The sequence below is a fragment of the Bradyrhizobium sp. NP1 genome, assembly GCF_030378205.1.
GTDB lineage: Bacteria > Pseudomonadota > Alphaproteobacteria > Rhizobiales > Xanthobacteraceae > Bradyrhizobium.
In genome coordinates this window covers 538611-562257 of record NZ_CP127385.1, presented here as the reverse complement: position 1 = coordinate 562257, position 23647 = coordinate 538611, and the positions used below count along the sequence as shown (strand labels likewise).

Annotated in this window: 16 protein-coding genes, 1 tRNA gene and 1 pseudogene; 9 read left to right on the top strand and 9 right to left on the bottom strand. The window is 61.4% G+C overall.

The genetic code is table 11. From position 1 onward, the window contains the following. Positions 1-95: 95 nt before the first annotated feature. The 3 genes from QOU61_RS02675 to QOU61_RS02665 all read right to left on the bottom strand — a co-directional run bounded on the left by QOU61_RS02675 (position 96) and on the right by QOU61_RS02665 (position 2928). Positions 96-488, bottom strand: coding sequence for a phage terminase small subunit P27 family (locus QOU61_RS02675; protein ID WP_289662196.1), 393 nt, complete (start codon positions 486-488; stop codon positions 96-98). A gap of 71 nt (positions 489-559) precedes the next feature. Continuing rightward, positions 560-1858: a site-specific DNA-methyltransferase gene (locus QOU61_RS02670; protein WP_289656602.1), complete on the bottom strand. Its 1299-nt coding sequence runs from the start codon at positions 1856-1858 to the stop codon at positions 560-562. A 437-nt stretch (positions 1859-2295) separates the two neighbouring features. Further along, on the bottom strand, positions 2296-2928 hold the full coding sequence (locus QOU61_RS02665; protein ID WP_289656601.1) for a LexA family transcriptional regulator: 633 nt from the start codon (positions 2926-2928) through the stop codon (positions 2296-2298). 643 nt (positions 2929-3571) lie between these two features. Between QOU61_RS02665 and QOU61_RS02660 the strand changes: the two genes are divergently transcribed. The 5 genes from QOU61_RS02660 to QOU61_RS02645 all read left to right on the top strand — a co-directional run bounded on the left by QOU61_RS02660 (position 3572) and on the right by QOU61_RS02645 (position 6760). Continuing rightward, the gene (locus QOU61_RS02660; protein WP_289656600.1) at positions 3572-4021 is read left to right on the top strand and encodes a hypothetical protein; all 450 of its coding nucleotides are present in this window, start codon (positions 3572-3574) and stop codon (positions 4019-4021) included. A 61-nt stretch (positions 4022-4082) separates the two neighbouring features. Further along, positions 4083-4295, top strand: a complete 213-nt coding sequence (locus tag QOU61_RS37145) for a helix-turn-helix transcriptional regulator (RefSeq protein WP_354142502.1) — start codon at positions 4083-4085, stop codon at positions 4293-4295. Positions 4296-4482: 187 nt separating this feature from the next. Then, on the top strand, positions 4483-4929 hold the full coding sequence (locus QOU61_RS02655) for a DUF2924 domain-containing protein (RefSeq protein ID WP_289656599.1): 447 nt from the start codon (positions 4483-4485) through the stop codon (positions 4927-4929). Positions 4930-5036: 107 nt separating this feature from the next. Continuing rightward, positions 5037-6320, top strand: coding sequence for a recombinase family protein (locus QOU61_RS02650; protein ID WP_354142501.1), 1284 nt, complete (start codon positions 5037-5039; stop codon positions 6318-6320). After that, the gene (locus QOU61_RS02645) at positions 6317-6760 is read left to right on the top strand and encodes a hypothetical protein (protein ID WP_289656598.1); all 444 of its coding nucleotides are present in this window, start codon (positions 6317-6319) and stop codon (positions 6758-6760) included. The genes QOU61_RS02650 and QOU61_RS02645 overlap by 4 nt, the downstream gene beginning before the upstream one ends. Before the next feature lie 216 nt (positions 6761-6976). Here the strand turns inward: QOU61_RS02645 and QOU61_RS02640 are convergent, their stop codons facing one another. Further along, positions 6977-12280, bottom strand: a complete 5304-nt coding sequence (locus QOU61_RS02640) for an NACHT domain-containing protein (protein WP_289656597.1) — start codon at positions 12278-12280, stop codon at positions 6977-6979. Between the two features lie 710 nt (positions 12281-12990). After that, a tRNA-Ser gene (locus QOU61_RS02635) sits at positions 12991-13080 on the bottom strand. Positions 13081-13276: 196 nt separating this feature from the next. Here QOU61_RS02635 and QOU61_RS02630 point away from each other — a divergent pair. Then, positions 13277-13613: pseudogene (locus tag QOU61_RS02630) on the top strand (hypothetical protein). On the opposite strand, the gene QOU61_RS02625 reads toward QOU61_RS02630, so the two are convergent. The 3 genes from QOU61_RS02625 to QOU61_RS02615 form a co-directional block, all read right to left on the bottom strand. Further along, a complete protein-coding gene (locus tag QOU61_RS02625; protein ID WP_289656596.1) occupies positions 13601-15073 on the bottom strand; it encodes a trehalose-6-phosphate synthase in 1473 nt (490 codons plus the stop codon). The pseudogene QOU61_RS02630 and the gene QOU61_RS02625 sit on opposite strands and share 13 nt — an antisense overlap. Before the next feature lie 276 nt (positions 15074-15349). Beyond that, the gene (gene otsB, locus QOU61_RS02620) at positions 15350-16189 is read right to left on the bottom strand and encodes a trehalose-phosphatase (protein ID WP_289656595.1); all 840 of its coding nucleotides are present in this window, start codon (positions 16187-16189) and stop codon (positions 15350-15352) included. A 6-nt stretch (positions 16190-16195) separates the two neighbouring features. After that, complete coding sequence (locus QOU61_RS02615; protein ID WP_289656594.1) at positions 16196-17689, bottom strand: MFS transporter; 1494 nt, start codon at positions 17687-17689, stop codon at positions 16196-16198. A 181-nt stretch (positions 17690-17870) separates the two neighbouring features. Here QOU61_RS02615 and QOU61_RS02610 point away from each other — a divergent pair, with 181 nt between their 5' ends. Then, positions 17871-18212 carry a DUF3175 domain-containing protein gene (locus QOU61_RS02610; protein ID WP_289656593.1) on the top strand — a complete coding sequence of 114 codons (342 nt, stop codon included), beginning with the start codon at positions 17871-17873 and terminating at the stop codon, positions 18210-18212. A 25-nt stretch (positions 18213-18237) separates the two neighbouring features. On the opposite strand, the gene QOU61_RS02605 is transcribed toward QOU61_RS02610, so the two are convergent. Then, a complete protein-coding gene (locus QOU61_RS02605; RefSeq protein WP_289656592.1) occupies positions 18238-20265 on the bottom strand; it encodes a methyl-accepting chemotaxis protein in 2028 nt (675 codons plus the stop codon). Positions 20266-20620: 355 nt separating this feature from the next. Between QOU61_RS02605 and QOU61_RS02600 the strand changes: the two genes are divergently transcribed. After that, positions 20621-21106: a (2Fe-2S)-binding protein gene (locus QOU61_RS02600; protein WP_289656591.1), complete on the top strand. Its 486-nt coding sequence runs from the start codon at positions 20621-20623 to the stop codon at positions 21104-21106. Between the two features lie 84 nt (positions 21107-21190). After that, entirely contained in the window at positions 21191-23536 is a 2346-nt protein-coding gene (locus tag QOU61_RS02595; RefSeq protein WP_289656590.1) for a xanthine dehydrogenase family protein molybdopterin-binding subunit, read from the top strand. The last annotated feature ends 111 nt before the right edge of the window (positions 23537-23647 follow it).

Sequence of the window (23647 nt, the reverse complement as noted above, 5' to 3'; positions counted from 1 at the left end):
ATGGGTCCGCATTTATCCACAAAGCCGACGTCGGTCTGGAAAGGAGACTGCCCTCGAAGAATCCTGAATATCCCCAAACCGGACGTATGCTTGAGCTAAGGGTCAGAGGCCTCGCCTGGGCCTTCGAATAGTGGAAGTTGATCGGGTGGCGGCGCGGAAATTCGGCTTCGGCTTGCAGGGGTGAACCCGAACTCGGACGCGATGCGCATCATGATCTCAGCCTGCCGATTGGCGATCGCGAGATACGGGGATTGAATTGGAAAGCCAGTCGGAGACTTCACCATAGCCCCATATTTGTTGATTTGCTCCGTTGCCTCCGCCCACATCGCGTAGGCGCCGCAATAGGTAGCGAGCGCCCCGCGGTCAAGCTTGGTTATGAGATTGAGCTTTGCCAGTTCCGCCGTTAGCCGGACCCATTCGCGTTGGGCAGTCGGGCTGAGTTCCGGAGGACAATCCGGTAAGGCTGGTTCGGGTCGAGGCTCGTGCATGTTCAGCGGGCGCTTTCCTGGGTTGCCTGTCAAAGCCTTGATCCTCGTTGGTTTCGGAGGGCGACCGCGCATCAGAAGGTTTGATCCAGCGAAGAGGACGAATCGGATTGCTGTGGATGGGGCCTCGCAACGAGGGCATCGAAAGCCGCGCCATCAGTTTCGCGTATGGCCTTTTCGCCCGTAAAGGCTTGCCATCGGCGAATGGCCAGGTCGACAAACAGGGGATCGATCTCCAGCGCGAGGCAAACGCGGTTGCACGATTGGGCAGCGATCAATGTCGTGCCGCTCCCCAGGAACGGCTCATACACCGCTTGGCCGGGGCTCGAATTGTTCAGCATTGGCCTCCGCATGCATTCGACCGGCTTTTGCGTGGCGTGCTTGGTTTCAGCGTCCTGGCCCGAAGTCGGGATGTTCCAAAGCGTTGTTTGCTTTCGGTCGCCTGTCCAATTGCCGTGCTTTCGTACGGCATACCAACATGGCTCATGTTGCCAGTGATAATCTCCCTGGCTCATGACCAGTCGTTCCTTTGCCCAGACGATCTGAGTACGAATCGTGAAGCCTGCCTTGAACAGGCTTTCGGCGACAATCGTTGAGCGTAGGGCCCCGTGCCAGATGTAGGCGATTTCTCCCGGGAACAAATTCCAGGCCAGCGTCCAATCCGCAATCTCGTCGTTTTGGATTTTGTCTTTCTTGGCAGAGTGATTGAGGCCTCGCCGGTGCCGCCAGGCTGGATCGTATTCTACGCCGTAGGGAGGATCAGTCACCATCAGGTTCGGCAGACCATCGCCCATAACAGAGGACACGAAGGCAGCGTCCGTCGAATCGCCACAGCCGATACGGTGAGGACCGAGGAGCCAGATATCGCCTGTCTTGGACACCCCGGCTTCGGTCAACTCCGGCACTGCATCCTCGGGGACCAATCCTGCCGATCCGCCTAGTGCTCTCTCGAGTTCGTGCTCGTTGAAGCCGAGACCTTTCAAATCCGCGCCAAGTTTGCTGAGATCTGTGAGCTCCAGCTTGAGCATTTCCAGATTCCACCCGGCGTTCAGCGCAATGCGATTGTCGGCAAGCATGAGCATCCGGCGTTCGACTTCATTGAGCCCTCGCAGAGGTATGACCGGTACCTCGGCCAAACCCAGGAGCCGCGCAGCCGCAAGTCGACCGTGGCCGGCAACGATGTCCGCGCTCTCGCCAACCAGCAGCGGGTTCGTGAAGCCAAATGTCCGGATGCTGCCCGCAATCTCAGCGATTTGCGACGTGCTGTGAGTACGCGCGTTACGTGCCGACGGGATCAATCGCTCGATCGGCCAATATTCGATGCGAAGCTCATCTTTTGCGGGCTCTTCGCTGTCCAATCCGACTTGGTTCATGCCGTCCCCCTACAGTTCATGGCAACCCTCCCCCCCCCCGGGAATTTCGCGACAATTTTTCGGATGCGACCGCCGGGGGATGGTCAGAAATAAATGGTCGAAAGCGGGGGCTGGTCCGATCGATGAGTTTTGTTTCGTCGAAGGAATTCGCTGCCGGGACGTTTGAAAACTTTGATTTCGAGAAAAAAATTCAAAAGTTTGGGGACCCAAAAAAAATCTGCGCATGAGACCAGGTGCGGTAAATGGGCCGCCTCTTCCGAAGGAATTAAACCCCCTACCCTCTCGCAGGCTGGCCGCCCTCCCTCTCATGGCGATTCCAAAGCGCTTCCACTCCGACGCAATATCGCCACCGTTGGTCGGAGATCTCCCGACGACTGATATGTCATGGGACTCTTCTTCACGCAAACGATGGCATACACGTTGAACTTGACCATGCATCAGTTCGCCCTCCGCTTTCTGGGCATCTGCTGCGAGGCCAAACGAGCGGCTGCAAGTTCACGCTCGCCCAATTCGGCATCTGCAAGAGCGCGACAAAGCCTTTCAACGATCGCATCGTCATGATCGGCAAGCCGCTCCAGGATCTCGAAGCCACCATTGCCAAGCCTTTTGGCAAGTTCTGTCTCGTAACGGCCGCGCTGGTTGTTGTCGTATCTGGAAGCAGCAAATCTCCTCGAAGCTTTGCCGAACTCCGATACGCCGGCGCTTGGGGAGGATTGATTATTGAGGATACTTAAGAAGGATTCGTCGACATTCTTGTCCGGCACTGGCGGATAGTTTTGTCTCAAGGCGCTGACAGATCTGTCCTGATCCTCTGGCAGAAACACGGGCGTGTATCGATATGAGCCTTTGGTATTTCGGATGATGCGCAGATAGCCCCGCCTTTCCAGGGCAAGCGCCACCCTATGGACCGTTTTTATGCTCCATCCGAATTGATCCGCGATCAATTTCTGACTGGGCCAACAATCCAGCGTCACACAATTTAGACGGTCAACTACGAGATAAGCGAAGCACTTCTCAGATGAACCGACAGCGCGGTCGAACATTACGCGCTTGAGCCATCGACGCTTCATTCGGCTTACTCGATCGGCTAGCGGCTCATTCTGGAGGACGTCACTCCGAGAGACGCTCCGCTTTTGTCCATAGTCGGCTCCGACATTCGGCCGCGCTTCCACGATCATCCCTTTCGTTTATTGCGGTGGGATTATCGCATGAGCGATACAGACATGACATTGTGACCAAGATTGCTTTGCTTGGATCAGAAATCAGTTTGTTTCCAAAAGCGAGGTTGCACCCAGGCCAAGACGCTTCTCGCGGGTCAGGAAGAGCGAGCTGATTCGATCTGTCTTGCGCTCGATAGGCGAAGAAAAGATCGTTTGAGTTTGAGCAATGAATACCCTGAGGACTACGCAGAACGAAACGTTTCACGTGAAAATTCGCAATGGAAGTTGGTGATCAGCGTTTTCCAGCTGCCATTGCTGCTACCTTTTGGCGAAAAGCGCTTAGACTCCTGGCTCATCAAATGATTCGACAGGGGCTAGCGATGAGACGATGCTGCGACGCCGATCAGGGGCTTTTGGAATTCGATTTGCGGGAACTCGACAAGTTCAGGAGGATGACCGAGCACAAAGAAGTCGCGACAGCACGCGCGATGGACTACTGCGCGACGCATCAAGTCTGCCCGCCTGAATGGCTTGTGCGGCGGCAGCCTCACTCATGATCGAGTTATTGAAGCGGGAGAAAACGAGCAGGCGGGGTTCGAATGCAAGCTTCCTTGCACGTTTCCATCAAGACCTAAAAGACACCGAACGTTGGGACGCAGTCATGGAAGTGCGAAGAATTCGCTCGCGGGCCAGGCAAGACGATGCCGCTCTGAACGCCTGTCGTAAGCGCAAAGTGACAGTTGGTTTTATGAGGAGTCATAAGAAGCGCGATGAATGGTTGAAACAGGACACCTTTGAGTGCGCCGCTATCTTGCTTAAAGGTCGGGACGCACACGTTACCGCTCATGGTGTCCGCAGAAGCTATAAGAAAGTGGAGAAAGCCCTTAAAGATCCTTCGCACGCTATAGGGGCTTGGTTTGACGATCCTTTTCTGAAGAGCCTGGGCCTTCAGGGGCTGCAGGAGCGGAAGCCGGGTACAAATACCTTCCTTTTTTTACCCTGATGTAGAGGAACTTAGATCTTCACACTGTCGCCACGGAGAATCAGAGGCGACAGGGTGTGTCATGACGATCGATAATCCACGTGACAGGCTATGGGCGAGCGAGGCCGCCAAATATTTGCAGCTTAGCCGTTCAACCTTGGCGAAATGGCGAATGCGAAATGAGGGTCCTCCGTATCATCGGTGCGGTCGGAGACTAATCTACTATTACAAGAGCGAAATCGACACTTGGCTCACTGGTTGCGGCGGATCCCCGGCTGGGGCTGAACGGCAATGAGCGTTACTGCCGGCAGCATGCCGGTGGCGGATCGAATTTCGGAAATTGCCGAATTGTTGGCGGTTGCCCTAGTGCGCCTGAGGGCCCGGAAGTCCAGTGAAAGTTTCCGATCTGACGGAGAAAGTTTGCTTCACTGTTTGGTCGATCGGAGCGGTCATGAACCCATCCTAGAGAAAGGGGATGGGGCGTGAAGGACTCGGTTTTGGCCCAATTGGTGGCCCTAAGGGGCGCCCCGGCTGCCGTTCTGAAGGCCCGCTGGCGCGAGCTGTTTGACACGGAGCCCCCCGCCTACAACCGCCGCTTCCTGGAAAGCCGACTCGCCTACCGCATCCAGGAATTGGCCTATGGCGCGCTTTCCCGGGAGACCCTGGATCGGCTCAAGGCAATGGCCAAGCAATATGCCGACCAGGACCCGGCCGAACGCAAGGCGCGCCCAATGCTTCGCCCGGTTGCGGGGACCAAGCTGATCCGGGAATGGGAAGGCGTCGAGCACTGCGTCGCTGTGCGAACCAACGATTTTGAGTACCTGGGACGTCCGTATAAATCGCTGTCCTCGGTCGCCCGTGAGATCACTGGGACCAAATGGAATGGCTGGGTGTTCTTTGGCCTCAAAACCTCACAGGCTGGGAAATGAGCCCTTCCCGCTCCCGCCATCACCGCGGTGTCGACCGTGACCGCCCCGACGTCCGGCACTCGGCCTCTAACGACATGCGCGGGCCCGCCCGGAAACTGCGTTGTGCCGTGTACACGCGCAAGTCCAGCGAGGAAGGCCTCGACATGGACTTCAACTCGCTTGATGCGCAGAGGGAGTCCTGTGAGGCCTATGTCGCCAGCCAAAGGGCCGAGGCGTGGATCTTGGTCGGCGACCACTATGACGACGGCGGCTTTTCTGGAGGCACCCTGGAGCGGCCGGCCTTGAAGAGGCTGCTCGCCGATGTCAAGGCCGGCAGGATCGACGTGGTTGTCGTTTACAAGATCGACCGACTTTCCCGGTCCATGCTCGACTTCCTCAATCTCGTCGAGCTGTTCGAGCGGCAAGGCGTCACCTTCGTATCAGTGACCCAGTCGTTCAATACCAAGGACGCCATGGGCCGCATGGCCCTGAACATCCTGGTGACCTTTGCGCAGTTCGAGCGGGAGCTTATCGGGGAACGTATCCGCGACAAGGTCGCCTCCTCCCGCAAGAAGGGGATCTGGATGGGCGGTTGGACGCCGCTTGGCTACGAAGTCCGCGATCGGAAGCTGATCATCCACGAAGAAGACGCGGAGCGGGTACGGTCGATCTTTCGAAGGTTCGTCCAGCTGAAATCCGCGACCCTCCTGGCCCGCGAGCTGGTCGCTGCCGGCGCAACCAATCGCTACGGCCACGTGTTGGACAAGGGCGTCCTCTACAAGCTCCTGAACAATCGCGTGTATATCGGCGAGGCGGTCCACAAGGGCACCTCTTATCCCGGCGAACATGAGGCGATCACCGACCACGCGCTATGGGATCAAGTCCATGCCATCCTCAAAGTTAGCCCACGCAAGCGGTCGGGCAATGCCAGGGCCCAGATCCCCGCTCCCCTTAAAGGCCTGCTCTTCGGACCTGATGGCGCCGCTATGTCGCCGACCCATACCCGCAAAGGCGGGAGGCTTTATCGCTACTACATCAGCCAGACGGCCATGAAGCGTGGGGGTGGGGCCGACTGCCCGGTACGGCTGGTGCCAGCTGCCGAAATTGAGCGCATCGTTCTGGAGCAGGTTCGCCACCTCATACGGACCCCCGAGGTGATCGTTCAAACCTGGCGCGCCGCCCAGAAGCTCGGCCGCGAGGTATCAGAAGCTGAAGTTCGCTCTGCCCTCACTCAGTTCGAAGAACTCTGGGAGGAGCTTTTTCCAGCTGAGCAAGCCCGTATCGTCGAACTCTTAGTGCAACGCGTCGATGTGCGTCCTGACCGCCTGGACATAACCTTGAAGATAGAGGGCCTGACCTCACTCCACGGCGAACTGCTAGCACCCACTAAATTTCAGCAGGCCGCCGAATGATGAAGCCCATCACAATTACGGTGGGCGCGGTCGAACGACCCAAGCTAAGCCAAGATGGCCGCACGATGATTATCAGCATACCGATCTCGATGCGGCGAACTGGAGGTCGGAAGAAGGTCGTTACACCGGCAAACGCGGCGCCCTGGTCGCCGCCTCCAGCCCGCGTCGATAGCACGGTTGTTAAGGCGCTCGTACGCGCCCACCGCTGGCGTGGCATGCTCGAAGGAAAATTGTTTGCAAGCGTACGCGATCTCGCAAAAGCAGAAAAAATCAACGAGGCCTATCTCGGCCGCGTCCTGCGCCTGACTTTGCTGTCGCCCACCATTAGCGAAGCGATCCTGTTGGGGCGACTGCCGGATGGCTTAGATCTCGCGAAGCTCCTCAAGCCATTCCCCGTCGAATGGCAGAAGCAGGAAGCCCTCTTCCTCAAGCGCACCTGAGATTCGCGGTTCGAATGTTATGGAACATGCCGCCCAACTCAAGAAGTCGTCATGAAGTCGCCGCCCCACCTGAACAGGCCGAGCGAGACGAGCGACACGCACCATTCAGACGATCCAGAGCTGCGGACTTAAGCTACCTTTGTCCGGACTCTAGACGTTATTCTCTGCAAAAATTATGATTATAATAGAACGCTGTCACCTAATTTTAGATGAGGCTCAACGAACTGACCCTTGAACACGACGAAATGCCTCGTCTTGTTCAAGCGCCGCGCTACGCCGGTCGCCAAGGTCGATCAGCGCGTCGAGAAGCCTTAAGAGGCCGCGTGCACGATTAACTTCGAGGGGGTAGTTCGCTTCTGCGAGGCACTGGATGATTGCCGCGAGCCGCGCAGGCAGTGATGTCCCGACCCAACTGCCTTTTGCGTATTCGATAGAGTCCAATGCCGCCCCGGACTGATCGATAAACGCATCAAGGGCGTATGATGCCCCGGCTTTCTCGCACAGGGTCAGGTAGTTTTGCATGACGAAGGTTGACCAGCCGGTCGCTTTCATGAGCTTCGTGACGAGCGGGATGATGACCGCGATGTCACTCCAATCGCCGTTGACGAACCGCGCTGCGCCCGGACATTCGGCTTCGATGTTCACAAACAGAAGCGCCTTGATGAGGATCGGCATGTCATAGCCGTGCACTTCCCCCGCACGGTAACCGTTCGGGTTAAACGTTCTGTCGTCGATCACGCGCTGCACACAGTCGTGGAGGACGGGCAGTGCATTGGCGGGGATGCCTTTGGCCTCCAGGACATGCCGTCTAACAGTGCTGTCCGCGAACTCTGCAAGCACGCGCAACGCCTCTTCGTCGTCCTGCGAGAACGGTTTAAGAAAGTGCTCGCGAATCCATTGCAGATCGAAAAACGGTAAGACGCCCGCGAACATGGTGCCTAAGGCGCGGTCCCATTCGAACAAATTCGTTTGTTTGTCGCGGCGCTTCTTATCGTCCCACGATGGCATCAGCCGGTCGGCCGTCCAGCGCGCAAGATCGACGAGGAGCGGTCCGATTTTCGCGCGGTAAACATCTGACCGGCACCACTCTTCAAGCGGAAAGTGCGCGAAGAGCTTGGCGGCATATTGCCCGTCAAACGAGCGCTTGGGGTCGGTCCAATAATCTCCTTCACCTCTGTTGCGCTTCGGTGCCTTCACCCATGCCGGTGGCAACGGCTCGAAGCCCGTCTCGGCTTCAACACCAAGGGCATTCAACGCCTTCGCCACAGCGGCCTTGCGTGCGTCGCGATCTTCCGTGTCATCGCGCTCAAAGGTCGTCTCGTTCTGAATGGGATCGATGTAATGCGCGAGGTCGAACGCGAAGTGCACGGCTACCCACTTCACATGCGGGTCCGGGTCCAAAAAGAGGGCTTGGAAAGCCATGAGCTGCACATCTTCGTTCGTATGGCTCGCAAGCTCAATGAGGCTGGCTGACGATTCCGAACGGGACGCGCCACTCTTGCGGTCGTGGAACAGCGCGGAAATAAGATGAAAGGACGGATGCCACGGAATCTTCGACCCCCGATAATCCCCGGGCTCGCGCATCTTCAGAACGCGGTCCATCACATTCCACGCCCATGGCCGATCCGCCGAATCTTTATCGGCATATCGGATAACGCACGCGGCGATAGCGGAGACGCCGCTTTGGACCGCGTGGGGCCCAACATCGGCGCGCTCGTCGAAGAGGTCGTTGCGGTCGTGCTTCTTGGCGTATTCGACTGCCTTATCTAACGACCAGCCCTCGGCAGGCTTGCCTTCATTCAAGGATTTCATGGCCCAATTCAGTACATGCGTTTGGCCCAAGGACTCTGAGGCCTTGGCGGCCTTCTGTTGCGTGGCTTCGGGCAGCGGTTTCGGCGGCTCATAGCCGATGGCAACTTGATCGCCCTGCATTTCGTAGCGCCGATAATTCTCGATATTGCCAAGGCCGGACCAAAGCTCGGCCTTCTCCTTCAATTGATGCGCCACCTTCGGGTGTTCGCGTTCTTCTTCGAGCTCGAACGGTAGGTTTTCCGGGAACGCCGCCAGCGCCTTCTTGAAGCGATCCCGCAGGCTCGTGTCGCTGCTGATGGCAAAATGCATCGCCAGTTCATGCACATCGTGTTTGCGGTATTCGCGGCTTTCGAGGAACGCTTTCGCCTTCGCTTTTTCACCCGTCAATTTCGTGAGGAAACCGAACCCGAAAAGGTCGACGTCCTTCTGCGGCTCTTGAATGAGCCGCGCCATATCATGCTCCCACAATCGCTGGCACGTGACGATGGGCAGCGTCGTTTCAGAAACTTCGAACGTCTCGATGGCAAGGCGTAGGCAAAGGCCCAGCGTGGCATAGCACTCGCTGCCTTCGAGGATTTCCTTGATCACGTCGCTGGTGGAGCGGCCTTTCTCGATCTCCTTGAAGGCCCAATAGGCAAGCGACAGATAGGCACACTGGAGCAGTTCGGAGCCCAGCATACCAAGACCCCAGCCGAATACGTGCCAGTCACCCCAGAACTCCTGCTTGCCCCACGGGAAGTCTAGGACAACAGGAATCGGCGTGCCGTGTTTGCGGCGGCTGAGCTTATGGACTTGACGCCAGCCGGCGGTCGCGTGGTTCGTAAGTTTCTTGATGAAGCGAAGGCCAACGGCGGGGCTCTTCGCGAGCAGGCTGGCGAACGGTTCGTGCAGCGCCGATGAAGGGTGGAAATAATGATTGTGGGCGTCGAGGCCGACGTCATCCAATCGGAAGTCGGACATGCTCGTCGGAAAGTGGACCGACGACAACGCCATCTGTTGATGGCGCGTGCGCTTCTCCTCCGGAATTGCCCTGATCTCTTCGCGCCACTTTGCTTGTTCAGCTTCTTCGCGGCGGAGCCGGTCATACTCGTCCTGCGGCAATTCTTGCACGAGCTTGGCTTCAGCGACCTTTTCAACCGCCTCCGGCGCAACTTCCGCCATGACCGGCGTAAAGCCCATCAGATCGTCAAATGCGGGCCGCAGCATGTGCTCATTGTTGGCGGCGCGTTCAAAAAGAGCGACCGCGAACTCGGGATAGCTTCGGGCGGATCGGAGAAGCATGTTACGCAACCCGGTCGCGAGACTCTTCTGCGCTTCGTGGCCGAGGACGTCCCATTTGCTGCGCGGGCGCGCATAGCCTTCGGCGTAGATTTCCGCTTCGAGATCGACGAGCCACGAACTGCACGTCGCCAGAATGCCCTTCGAGCGTTTGTTCTTAATGTCCGATAGCGCGTTCTGCCAAACCCCTAAAACCTCGAGCGCTTGCGGGAAAAGACGCGGTGGGAGCCTGTCATGACGCGCGATGATCCAGTCAATAAGGCGTCCCCATGCTTCACCGTCAGAAGGCCATCCAAGTAGATCGGCCAAGCGAATGGAGTCCATGCCTTCAATCTTGATCGCCCCTTGCATGATCATGGGGCTCGGCACGGTGTGCTGCGCCTGAAACCACACGAACAGCTTTTCGCACAAAGCGAAGTCGTCGGCTTCGACACGCTGCGTGAACTCGTCGATGGCCTTCTCGAATGTGTTCGTGAAGGGCGGCGCCGTGAGCCATTCGCGCTTCCACTGGGCGCGCAAAGAAGAGCTTTCCAGCTGGGCCAATCCGGCGGTCCAACGTCCGGGTTCGGTGAGCGCGTCTTGAGCCAGCAAACCCACCACGCGACCGAGCAATGGCGGTTCGCCGGCGGCGGAAAGCGCCGAAGGCCATGTGTCGCCGAGCTCGATGAGCAGCCGGAAGAAAACCCACTCAAAGAAGATATCGTGCGTGAATGAAACCATCGCGCCTGCGCGCTCAAGACGAATGATGTTATCCGCCTCCAACGCAGTCAGTTGAGCGACGGTCTCCGGCTTAAGATCGCGGACCAAGATCTCCTTGCCGAGATTACGCACGCCTTTTTCAGCAAGGTCGATGAGCGCGCGCTGGCGTTGCGGCACCGTTTCGGCCATGGCGTCATGTCCGGCGCGCAGCCACCACGCGTTGATCAGATCGGCTTCGGTCTTCGGTTCGGCGTCTTGCGCAATGGCTTTGGCAAGCACGGACGCAAAAAACGGACGGCGCGCGATCTGCTCCACGGCTTGGCTGGGACTGAATAGAAGGCGGCCCAGATTGGGCTTCGATTTAGCTAGTCGCTCCGCCTCTTCTTCAGAGAACCCCTTCACCGAAACGCTGCCCATGCCGTTCGCGGTGTAAAACTGCCGGGGAAACCAATTCCGGTAGGCTTCGAGACCTTGATCGCGCGAGCTCGCGAGAACCTTCCAGTGCTGGAGGTTCGGGTCGGCCTCCATGGCGCGGATGAGATCGGTGATGATGTGTTGCTGGTCTGGCCGGATACGATCGATGCCATCGATAAAAAGGATGGGCGTACCTGAAGAACCGATTTCGGCGAGAAGATCGGACGCGCTGGCGTGGCGCAGACCGAGCGCTGTCGCGAATGTCGTCCAGCTCGTTCCAAGTAGCCGGTCATTCTTGAGAAAGAGGATCGGGCCCCACTTCGCGGCGTTGGCTGCGAAGTGCTTCAGAACGGCAGATTTGCCGCAACCCGGCAGGCCGCCGATGGAAACAACGCGATGCTTCTCCAGCTGCTTCGCGACTTTCTCTTGCAAACCGTCGCGCGCGACATGAACGTCATCGACCGTTTCGGACACATCGTTGAGCGCATCGAGCGAGGCGGCATTCAGCCGCTTGATGTCGTCGCTGAAGTTCGGTGTAATTTTCAGCCGCACCGAGCCCTTCAGTTGGGCGAGCAGGGACGAACGCGTCCATTTGGCGGCGTTCGCCGCGCCTTCGCGCGCGATGCGGCAGAGGCGGTCAAAAAGAAGAATGTCCTGACCGTCGACATTATCCGCGACGATTTCTTGCAGACGATTGACGATCTCTAGGCGGAGCGCACCGCCATCTTCCAGCCCAGCCAGATGGAGCGCGGCGAAATTCCGGTAGAAGTTGACTTCCTCCTCCAGATTGGCCGCCCCGGTAAGGGGCAACAACGCTTCGCGCAGTCCCTTGTCGTCAGCACCCGCCGTGCCGCCCGGCGCGAAATAATGTTCGAAGTCTTTGGCGTCTGGGCTCGCCTTTGCTCTGGCGATCAGCCGTGAAAGGCTGCGGAAGGTCGAGTCCGTGACATGCTCGACGACAAATCCACTCGCGTCCGAGTTTTTGATGAAGGTAGCGGCAGCTTGCGTCTTCACAGCCGCCGTGACGATCTCTTTGTATTTCTGATCGGCGCCGCTGATGGTGACGGAGCGCTTAACCTGAAGTTCGAGCGATTTATTCGTACCGGCATGGTCGAGACCAACGATGACATCATCCATGGGATGGCCGTGGCCTTGCCGCTGAACAGCGACGCTGGTGACAATGCCAGACTGGCCTGCCGCGCGCTCGTTCCGGAGCAGATGCGCGAGGTAATAGGCGACGACCGTGTCTTCGTATGTAAACCCCGCGCCGCCGGTCAGTTCGGTAGAGGCCGATTTTTGTTCAAGTGTGTCGGTCAAGGCATCCCGCCCCGGGAATCCATTTTCTGAATTGGGTATTGTGCGCGCGAGCAATATTCGCGGCGCGAGGCCTTTATTTAAGCGGTAATTGGGGCGCGGCAAGGGATTGGTTGCGGGCATAGGATTTGAACCTATGACCTTCAGGTTAGGAGCCTGACGAGCTGTCGCAACCTAGCATCATTCCACTATCGGGCTGATAAGCTTTTGTGGAAAGCTTACCATTCCAAGAACGGACTGCGTCGATCACCACGCAGTGGCTGATCGAACCAAAGTCTCCGGCCTAAGTCTCCCAAAACGGGAGTTTTCGCGGAATTGGTCGGAGACTTTCGGCAATTCACGCTCCCGGCCCCGCGAATTGGAAGTGCGGAGACGGAAACGAATTCGCGAAGCCCCGCAGTTCCGGGTGTCAAGACTAAACGCCGGAGTGGATGGCTGCGCAAGCAGGTATCGAACTCGCAGACGGCGGATTTTGAGTTGGTTGAGGGATAGGGATTCGAAACGACGACGCCCAAAGTCATTGCCGGAGTTAGAGTATCGGCGATATACCGCTTGAAAGAGGTACAAAGGGTGTGGAGAAAAATCCATTCTCCATGCCCGCTTGAAGCCTTTTTGACCGATTCTCCGGGACACCCTGCAGTGGAAGCCGGCGCGAAAACAACGGGATTTCGAGGGATAATGCGCCCTATACGGCGATGGAGCTGGAATGGGGTTGGCGGAGAGAGTGGGATTCGAACCCACGGTACGGTTTCCCGCACACACGCTTTCCAAGCGTGCGCCTTAAGCCACTCGGCCATCTCTCCGGCGGCCCCTCTCATGAAGGGCCGGAATGCATTTGGCAAGGGACTGCGACCACCGCCCCTGACATTTCCTCAACTTACTGATTCTTAACGAGAATTACCTTCGTCGGCGCTCCGCTCGACACCATCAGGCGCTTGAACCAAAGTGACGCGACACACGACGATTCAAGGATTCCTCGAGGCAGGGCGGGAGCGCGGCATGGTCATCATCCAGCGGACGGCAGTTTCGATCCTGGCCACGGTGCTTGTCGCGGGCCTTGCCGCGCCGGCTATGGCCCAGCACTGCACGCGTCAGGGCACCGACGTCACTTGCGACGACGGCCGGCGCGGCGCCTTCGCCGGTGACGCGATCATCTGGGCGGACGGCACGCGATCGAGCATCGCCTCGCAACATCCCAGCGTCATCATCGGCAACAAATCGTCTGTGGTGGTGGGGCCGGGCGTGTTCGTCGGCCAGGGCAAGGGCATGGTGCCCATGGAAAACCCGAGCGCGCAGACGCGCTGCCCGGCTTGACGGTGTGCCCTATTGCAATTGACGCTTCGGGGAATTGCCGCCGCTGGCCGTGCGCGGACGCCAGAAGGCGCGCGATTCCACCAGCCGCGGATCGGCGATCGTCCTCGTGGACTTGCACCCCTCCAGCGCCGCGACGAAATCGGCGAGCCAGTGATCGATGGTGTGCGCGCGCAGCTTCGCCATCATCGCCTCCCAGCGCATCCGCCGTTCGGTCAACGGCATCGCCAGCGCCATCGCGAGCGCGCGCGCCATGCCGTCGACGTCGTGCGGATTGACCAGCAGCGCGGTGTCGAGCTCGTTCGCGGCGCCGGCGAATTTCGACAACACCAGCACGCCGGGATCGGCCGGGTTTTGCGCGGCGACATATTCCTTGGCCACCAGGTTCATGCCGTCATGCAGCGGCGTCACCACGCCGACCTGCGCGGTGCGGTAGAGGCCGGCAAGCACCGCCTGGCTGTAGCCCTTGTTGAGGTAGCGGATCGGCGTCCAGTCCACCTCGCCATGGCGGCCATTGACGTCGCTGACGAGCTTGGCGACCTCGCTCTGCAGATTGCCATAGGCTTCGATGCCGCCGCGCGAGGGCGTCGCGATCTGCAACAGCGATACCGCGCGCGCCAGATGCGGCTGCTCGGTCCACATCCGGTCGAACGCCACGATGCGGTTGACGAGGCCCTTGGAATAGTCGAGCCGGTCGACGCCGATCGCGAGCTTCTCGCCGTTCAGGCTGCGCCGCAGCCGTGACACGTCCGGGTGCGATACCGCCCGCGCGGCAGCCGCAGCGAATTTCTCCGCGTCGATCCCGATCGGGAACACGTCGAGCCGGGTGCGGCCATGGTGCGAGATCACCACGCCGTTGCGAACCTCGAGGCCAAGATCAGCGCGGACATAGCTCACGAAATTGCGGCAGTCTTCCTCGGTCTGGAAACCGATCAGGTCATAGGCCAGCATCGCCCCGATCAGCTCGCGATGATGCGGCACGCCTTCGATCACCGCCTGCGCGGGCCAGGGCGTATGCAGGAAGAAGCCGACCGGCTCGGTGACACCGAGCTCGCGCAGCTCCGCGCCGAGCGCAAGGAAGTGATAGTCCTGCACCCAGAACGCGACATCTGGCTTGCGGAAGCGCAACAGCGCCCGCGCCATGAAGGCGTTGACCTCGCGATAGGAGAGATAATCGCCGTTCGAGACGCGAATCAGATCGCTGCGCGAATGCAGCGCCGGCCACAGCGCCGAATTGGCGAAGCCCTCGTAGTAGCCGCCATAATGGGCGGCCGGCAGGTCGAGCATCGCGAGCGCGCCGCTGCCCAGCGCCTCGACCTCGGCGAACGGTTCCTTTTGGGAACCCTCGCGCACACGGCCGGAGGAACCCACCCAGATCGCGCCGGAATTTTCCACGACCGGAAGCAGCGCAGCCGCCAAGCCGCCGGTCATCGGCTCATTGGCTTTGCCGCGTGTGACACGATTCGAGACAACGACGAGGTTCACAGGTCCCCTCCTGACGGGCGTCGTGTTTAACTGGCATTCATCAATATGGTTCCTTTAAGTCTCCGGGCGAATTGAAACCAAAATCGGGCCGCGCGCAGCGGAACCCGAACTTCTCTTCTGAATACAAAAATCGTTGCGGGAACAACGCGAAACGCGCGCAAAATTTTGCGCGCCCCGATGAAGCCGTGAAAAATCAAGAAAAAGCCGAATCGATTATGGCCTCGCGGTGGCGCCAGCGGTGGATTCGACATCCGCTGCCGACGTTGCGGCGATTCGTCAGGCGAATGGAGTCGGGCCACTGGCATCCGCAAGCAGGCGCGCAAGGAACTGCCGCACGTCTTCCGGCTCGTCGAAATGCCCCGCCACGCCCTTGACGCGACGGCCGACCGAGAATGCGAGGCCGTCGAAGTCAGGCATGATCGCAAAAACTGATTCGTCGGTGACGTCGTCGCCGATGAAAAGCGGGCGACGGCCGCGGAACGGCGCATGCGTCATCAATTCGCGCACGCCGCTCGCCTTGGTGAAGCCGGAATGCTTGATCTCGCAGACCGCCTTGCCGGGCAACACCTCGATTGGCGCGGTCGGCAGGTCGGCCCGGATCAGCGACACCGCCTCATAGATCGCCTTCTCCGCATGCGGGGCGAGCCGATAATGCAGCGCCAGCGAGTAGCCCTTGTCCTCGAGCAGGATACCGGGACTGAGCTTCGCGATCGCGGCCAGGCGGCGCTTCAACTCCTTGTCGAGCGGCGGCGCGTGCGTGGCAGCCGCCTCGCCCTCGCGGTTCAGGCGCATCTCGGCGCCATGGCCGCCTACGGCCGGATATTCTTCCGGCGCGAAGATCAGGTCGATGTCGTTTAGCGAACGGCCGCTCACCAGCGCCAGCGCACCCGACGTCCGCTGCAGCAGGCCGCCCAGCGTCTGCGTCAGCCCCGGCGGGACCCAGACCTCGCGCGGCGTCGGCATCAGGTCGAGCAGCGTGCCGTCGATGTCGAGCAGGATCGCCGTCGTGTTGAGATGCGGCACGAGCAGATGCGGCACCGGAACGGCTTCCGGCGCTTCGTCCTGTTCCGGCATGAGATCGTCAGCCACGGGCAACTCGGCGAGTTCTTCGGTCATGACACTCTACTCCAAAAAGGCGAGCGGCCGTGCAACCGATTCCAGTGATTTGCGCTCGGCCGCGACCGCGTAGGCCCAGGCAACCGCCGCCGCCGCGATCATCAGCGCCGCCCCGAACAGGTAGCCTGCGAAAACGCTGGCGCGCGACCCGCTGTCGATCAGCGCGCCGAACAGCGCAGGGCCGGCGACGCCGCCTATTCCGGTACCGATCGCATAGAACAGCGCAATTGCAAGCGCGCGCACCTCCAGCGGGAAATTCTCGCTCACGGTGAGATAGGCCGAGCTTGCCGCCGGCGAGGCAAAGAAGAAGATTATCATCCAGGCGACGGTCTGGCCCTGCGCGCTCAGCGCGCCGATCGAGAACAGATATCCCGACAGCGCGAGCAACAGGCCGGAGATGCCGTAGGTGAAGGTGATCATGATCCGACGGCCCATGGTGTCGAACAGGCGGCCGAGCAGCAGCGGACCTAAGAAATTGCCGGCGGCAAAGGGCAGGATGTACCAGCCGACCTGGTCGGTGCCGATGCCGTAGAAATCGGTGAGCACCAGCGCAAAGGTGAAGAAGATCGCATTGTAGAAAAACGCCTGCGCCGACATCAGCACGAGGCCGACCAGCGCACGCTGCCGATAGGTCACGAACAACGTGTGCGCGACCTCCGAGAGCGGCGTGTGGTTGCGCATCCGCAGGCGTATCTTGGGCCAGTCGCGCGTGCGCGGATCCTGGGCGTGGCCGATGACCGACCGCTCGATGTCTGCGACGATGGCGTGCGCCTCGTCGGGATGACCATGGATCATCAGCCAGCGCGGACTTTCCGGAATCCACATCCGCATCACGAAGACGATCAGGCCGAGGCCCGCGCCGGTGAAATAGGCGAGCCGCCAGCCGACATCGGGGCCGGTGACCGCTGGATCGAGCAGCACAATGGCGCTTACGGCGCCGATCGCGGCGCCGATCCAGAAGCTGCCGTTGATCAGGAGGTCGGTCCAGCCGCGATAGCGTGCGGGCACCAGCTCCTGGATGGTGGAATTGATCGCGGTGTATTCGCCGCCGATGCCGGCGCCGGTGATAAAGCGGAACAGCGCGTAGCTCGCGACGCTCCAGGACAATGCGGTGGCGGCGGTCGCGGATAGGTAGACGGCGAGCGTGATGAAGAACAGCTTCTTGCGCCCGATGCGATCGGTGAGCCAGCCGAAGCCGAGCGCGCCGAGCACGGCGCCGGCGAGATAGGCGCTGTTGGCGACGCCGAGCTCCAAATTGGTGAAATGCAGCATCGGGCTCTGCTTCAGCGCGCCGGACAGCGCGCCGGCCAGCGTCACTTCCAGCCCGTCGAGCACCCAGGTGATGCCGAGCGCCAGCACCACGCGGGTGTGAAAGCCGCTCCAGGCGAGGCTGTCGAGCCGCGCGGGGATCGTGGTCTCGATCACCCGCTCGTCGGCGCGCTCCTTGGGCGCAGCGACAGCGGCGCCGAGACTCAATGCCGGATTGTGCTGCAACTCCATGTGATCGGACCGATGCGAGGCGGCGGGGGGTTTGCGGTTCGAGGGCTATCCGCCCGCGGGGCGGAAGCCGCTATGCCTGCCAGACCCGTTAACGCTCGCCCTCGGAGCGGGTTCCAACGCCACGCCTCGGGAACCCTGCCCGCGGGCCTGACGTTCTTCGCCTGCAGCGCAGGAGCAGCCCATGGCGGAACGACGCAAGGCGCCGCGCAAGAATGCGCGACGAACGACGCGCAAAAGCGCGCGAAAAACCGGACCCAAACGCTGGTCGCAGCGGGTGACGCGCGAGAGCGACGCGCTTGACCTCGAGCGCGGCGTGTTCAAGCAGACCAGCGCCCGGAAGATCGCGGCCTCGCTGAAGCGGTCGGCGGAACGCAGCACGCGCCGCAAGGCCGGCGCCTATCGCTCGGCACTGTCGATGCTGATCTTCTATATCAACCGGGCCGGCAAATCCCTGCCGGCAACCGAGCGCGCGCGACTGGAACGCGCCAAGGTCGAGCTGAAGCATCAGTTCGGCAGGGCGTAAGCAGGCAGGGTTTGAGCCACGCGGCCTACGCCGCGCGGATCGTCGCCATGAAGCGGTCGAGCTCGGCGCGCAGCCGCGTGCTCTCGGTCGACAGCGTGCTCGCGGAGCTCAGCACGTCCTCCGAGGCCGATCCGGTTTCGGTGGCGCCACGGTTGACCTGCATGATGCTGGCGGCGCTCTGCTGCGTGCCCTGGGCCACGTTCTGAACGCTGCGGGCGATCTCCTGGGTCGCCGAGCTCTGCTGCGCCACCGCTTCGGAGATCGAGGTGGCGATGGCCGAGATCTGCCCGATCGTGCTGCCGATCGCCTTGATCGCGGTGACCGATTCGCGCGTCGCGTCCTGCATGCCGGAGATGTGGTTCGAGATCTCTTCGGTCGCCCTCGCGGTCTGGCTCGCCAGCGACTTGACCTCCGAGGCGACCACCGCAAAGCCGCGACCGGCGTCGCCGGCGCGTGCCGCCTCGATGGTCGCGTTCAGCGCCAGCAGGTTGGTCTGCTCCGCGATCGCCGTGATCAGCTTGACGACGTCGCCGATCTCCTGCGCCGCGCAGGACAGTTTGCCGATCCGCTCGTCGGTCTGTTGCGCCTGCACCACGGCGGCTTCCGCGATCCGGCTGGAATCGCGCACCCGCTTGCCGATATCGTCGACGGAGGCCGACAATTCCTCGGTCGCGGTCGCGACCGACTGCATGCTGGCGGAAGCTTCCTCCGACGCGCCGGCAACCTCGCTCGACAGGTTCTGCGTGGTTTCCGCGGTACGCGTCAGGGTACCGGCGGCGGATTCGAGCTGGACTGCGGACGCCGACACGTTGGAGACGATGCTGCCGACGGTCGACTCGAAATCGTCGGCAAAACGGATGAGCTCGGCGCGGCGCGCGGCGCCCGCCTCCTTGTTGTGGGCGTCCTGCGCCGCGGCATCGCGCTCGGCCTTGGCGATCGCCTGCAGCTTGAACTCCTCGACGGCGCGGGCCATCTCGCCGATCTCGTCCTTGCGCCCGAGCCCGGGCAGCACGACGTCGAACTTGCCGCCGGCGAGCTCGTGCATGGCCTTGCACATCGCGATCATCGGCCGCGAGATGCCCCGTCCCAACAGCAAAGCGAGCACGCCGCCAAGCAGGAAGCCGCCGGCCGCCAGCATGATGATCAGCCGCTCGGTTGCCGCGATGATCGCGTCCGATTCCGCCTCCAGCCGCCGCTGGTCGGCCACGAGGTCGGCCTTCATCGTGCTCGCACCCTGCATGATCGCGCCGGCCGCGCCCGACATCTGGGTGACGAGATCCTCGATCGTCTGGGTGTTCTCGATCAGCGTGCTCAGGGCCTGCCTGTATTCGTCGAGCAGTTTTGTCGCCTCCTTCAGCCCGGCGGCAAGCTTCTCGTCGGTCGCGGAGATTGCCGCCAGCGAATTCCCGACGAATTTGAGCCGCGCCAATGCGCTGTTGGCGACGGTCTTGTCCGAGTTGATGGCGAAAGTGTTGGCGAGTGCGCTCGCCGCCTGGAACTGCGCCGTGACCTGCTTGGCGCCGAACTCGATCGCCTGGGACTCGGTCTCGGAGGCGGTGCCGGCGATGTCGTCGAGCTTGTAGCGGAACATGTTGCCGCCGCGGCTGAGCTGGTTCTGCACGAGCTGGGCGCTCTCGCGCTTGACCCTGATGATGTCGGCGAAGGTCGAGACGAAATTCTTGAATTCGTCCGCCAGCTTCCTGACGCTTTCCCGGCGCGCGCGGTCGCGGGCATCGCTGAGCGCCTGGTCGATCGCCTCCTTCAGGCTCTTTTCCGCGGCAAGCGCGGACGCCGCGTCCTCTTCCCTGCCGGTCAGGATGTAATAGCGCGCGGCCGAGCGGTAGGAGATCAGCTCACGATCGATATTGCGCGCCAGATCAGCCTCGGCGACGCTGTTGCGATAGGCGGCGACCCCGTCCGAAACCCGCTCGAAGCCGAGATAGGCGAACCCCATGCTGGCGGCGGAAATGGCGAGCACGACGCCGAAACCGGCCAGAACCTTGCCACGAAACCGCAGGGTCGGCAGCCTCAGCCACCGCGACCCCACACCCACGGACTTTCCCACCCCAACCCCCGAATGTTCCTGGTCGAACCCAGCCCAGAGCGGGGCGCGGGCGCACCCAATCTCTGCGTGCGTAAAACTACGGTAGAATGGATAAAACGAAGTAAACTTTCACCCGCAGGTTGCGGCCGGCGGCGCAGATCGCAAGGCGTGATCGCCGACGACACCTGCCGTGCGACGGTCCGCGGCCGCCGGACGGCAGGCTTTGCTCCGGGAATAAATCTCGGCCCCCTCGCTGACGACAGGCTGACGAAGGCCGGGGCGGGTCAGTGACAAAAATCCCAGTTGCAAAGTTCCGCACCGCTGCATCTAATCGGCACAACCAAGAACATCCCGGGAGGTAAGCGTGTCCACGATCAAACTGACGGTAAACGGCAAGGCGGTGTCGGTCGATGTCGAGGACCGCACGCTGCTGGTCCATCTGCTGCGTGAAAATCTCAACCTCACCGGCACCCATGTCGGCTGCGACACCAGCCAGTGCGGCGCCTGCGTGGTGCATATCGACGGTCGCGCGGTGAAATCCTGCACGGTGCTGGCCGGACAGGCCGCCGGCTGCAGCGTCACCACCATCGAGGGGATTGCCAGGGGCGAGGAACTGCATCCGATGCAGGCCGCGTTCCGCGACAATCACGGCCTGCAGTGCGGCTACTGCACGCCGGGGATGATCATGTCGGCGATCGATATCGTCCATCGCTATGGCGGCAAGCTCGACGAGGCGACCGTTCGCCACGAGCTCGAAGGCAATATCTGCCGCTGCACCGGCTACCACAACATCGTCAAGGCGGTGCTGGATGCGGCATCGCGCATGAAGGTCGCGCAGGCGGCCGAATAGCGCGCCGCCGCATCCCAACTTCAAACCGCCTTTGCTTCGATGGAAGCAGGCGGGCAACCGATCTCCGCGAGGGAGGACTAGGACATGGGCGTTGAAGGCATTGGCGCAAGCGTCGTGCGCAAGGAAGACAGGCGTTTCATCACCGGCAAGGGCCGCTACGTCGACGACGTCAAGATGGTCGGCATGACCTATGCCCATTTCGTGCGCAGCCCGCATGCGCACGCCAAGGTGAAGCGCGTCGATTCGTCGGCTGCGATGAAGATGCCGGGCGTGGTTGCGGTACTGACCGGCAGCGAGCTCGTCGCCGACAAGATCGGCAACCTGATCTGCGGCTGGGCCATCACCTCGAAGGACGGCACGCCGATGAAGATGGGCGCGTGGCCGGCGATGGCGCCGGAAACCGTGCGCTTCGTCGGCCAGGCGGTCGCGGTCGTGATCGCCGAGAGCAAGAACCAGGCCCGCGACGCGGCCGAGGCCGTGGTCGTGGACTACGAGGAACTGCCTGTGGTCGCCGACATCCGCGCCGCGATCAAGCCGGGCGCGCCGCAACTGCACCCGGAGGCGCCGGGCAACGTGATCTACGACTGGACGCTCGGCGACGAGGCGGCGGTCAACGCCGCGTTTTCCAAGGCGGCGAACCTGGTGACGCTCGAGCTCACCAACAACCGCCTGGTGCCGAACGCGATGGAGCCGCGCGCGGCGATCGCGAGCTTCGATCCGGCGGAGGAGCATTTCACGCTGTACACGACCTCGCAGAACCCGCATGTCGCGCGTCTGGTGCTGTCGGCGTTCTACAATATCGCGCCCGAGAACAAGCTGCGCGTGATCGCCCCCGACGTCGGCGGCGGCTTCGGCTCCAAGATCTACATCTACCCCGAGGAGATGGTGGCGCTTTGGGCCTCAAAGAAGGTCAGCCGTCCCGTGAAATGGACCGGCGACCGCTCGGAAGCCTTCCTCACCGATGCGCACGGCCGCGATCACCTGACCAAGGCGGAGATGGCCTTTGACAAGGACAACAAGATCCTCGGCCTGCGGGTGAAGACCTACGCCAATCTCGGCGCCTACATGTCGCTGTTCTCGTCCTCGGTGCCGACCTATCTCTATGCGACGCTGCTGTCCGGACAATATCTGATCCCGGCGATCCATGCCGAGGTGATCACCGTCTACACCAACACGACCCCGGTCGACGCCTATCGCGGCGCCGGGCGCCCCGAGGCGAGCTACCTGATCGAACGGATGATGGAGACGGCGGCGCGGCAGTTGAAGGTCGATCCGTGCGAGCTGCGCCGGAAGAACTTCATCACCCAGTTCCCCTACCAGACGCCCGTCATCATGACCTACGACGCCGGTGACTTTAACGCCTCGCTCGACGCCGCGATGAAGGCGATCGACTATGCCGGCTTCACCGCGCGCAAGGACAAGGCCATGAAGGACGGCAAGCTGCGCGGCATCGGCGTCTCCTGCTACATCGAGGCCTGCGGCATCGCGCCGTCGAAGGCGGTCGGCAGCCTCGGCGCAGGCGTCGGCCTGTGGGAATCCGCCGAGGTGCGCGTCAACCCGGTCGGCACCATCGAGATCCTCACGGGATCGCACAGCCATGGCCAGGGCCATGAGACCACGTTCTGCCAGCTTGTCGCCGACCGGCTCGGCATCCCCATCGATCAGATCTCGATCGTCCATGGCGACACCGACAAGGTGCAGTTCGGCATGGGCACCTATGGCTCGCGATCGGCCGCGGTCGGCCTGACCGCGATCCTGAAGGCGATGGAGAAGATGGAGGCCAAGGCGAAGAGGATCGCAGCCCATGCGCTGGAGGCCTCCGAAGGCGACATCGTCATCGAGAACGGCGAGTTCAAGGTGGCGGGCACCGACAAGAAGATCGCCTTCCCGATGGTCGCGCTCGCGGCCTATACCGCGCACAATCTGCCCGACGGGATGGAGCCCGGCCTGAAGGAGACCGCCTTCTACGATCCGACCAACTTCACCTTCCCGGCCGGCGCCTATGTCTGCGAGCTCGAGGTCGATCCCGCAACCGGCAAGACCTCGTTCGTCAACTTCGTGGCGGCCGACGATTTCGGCCGGCTCATCAACCCGATGATCGTCGAGGGCCAGGTCCATGGCGGGCTCGCGCAGGGCATCGGACAGGCGCTCTTGGAGCACGCGGTCTATGACGGCAACGGCCAGCCGGTCACGGCCTCGTTCATGGACTACACCATGCCGCGTGCCGACGACCTGCCGTCGTTCAAGCTCTCGCACACCACGACGCTGTGTCCAGGCAATCCGCTCGGCATCAAGGGCTGCGGCGAGGCCGGTGCGATCGGCGCTTCGGCAGCCGTGATCAACGCCATCACGGACGCCATCGGACACAACAGGCTGGAAATGCCGGCGACGCCGGACCGCGTCTGGCAGGCGATCCACGCCGGCGCCTGAGTGCTTTCCCTCCCCCTGCAAGGGGGAGGGTCAGGGAGGGGGTCCGACAGACAAATTGACCCCCGCCCGATTTGCTTCGCAAATCGACCTCCCCCTTTCAGGGGGGCGAAA

Excerpts from the sequence above, each read along its gene's own strand:
- QOU61_RS02675 (WP_289662196.1), bottom strand. The coding sequence starts at position 488 with ATGCACGAGCCTCGACCCGAACCAGCCTTACCGGATTGTCCTCCGGAA.
- QOU61_RS02670 (WP_289656602.1), bottom strand. The coding sequence starts at position 1,858 with ATGAACCAAGTCGGATTGGACAGCGAAGAGCCCGCAAAAGATGAGCTT.
- QOU61_RS02665 (WP_289656601.1), bottom strand. The coding sequence starts at position 2,928 with ATGAAGCGTCGATGGCTCAAGCGCGTAATGTTCGACCGCGCTGTCGGT.
- QOU61_RS02660 (WP_289656600.1), top strand. The coding sequence starts at position 3,572 with ATGATCGAGTTATTGAAGCGGGAGAAAACGAGCAGGCGGGGTTCGAAT.
- QOU61_RS37145 (WP_354142502.1), top strand. The coding sequence starts at position 4,083 with ATGACGATCGATAATCCACGTGACAGGCTATGGGCGAGCGAGGCCGCC.
- QOU61_RS02645 (WP_289656598.1), top strand. The coding sequence starts at position 6,317 with ATGATGAAGCCCATCACAATTACGGTGGGCGCGGTCGAACGACCCAAG.
- otsB (WP_289656595.1), bottom strand. The coding sequence starts at position 16,189 with ATGACCGAAGAACTCGCCGAGTTGCCCGTGGCTGACGATCTCATGCCG.
- QOU61_RS02615 (WP_289656594.1), bottom strand. The coding sequence starts at position 17,689 with ATGGAGTTGCAGCACAATCCGGCATTGAGTCTCGGCGCCGCTGTCGCT.
- QOU61_RS02610 (WP_289656593.1), top strand. The coding sequence starts at position 17,871 with ATGGCGGAACGACGCAAGGCGCCGCGCAAGAATGCGCGACGAACGACG.
- QOU61_RS02595 (WP_289656590.1), top strand. The coding sequence starts at position 21,191 with ATGGGCGTTGAAGGCATTGGCGCAAGCGTCGTGCGCAAGGAAGACAGG.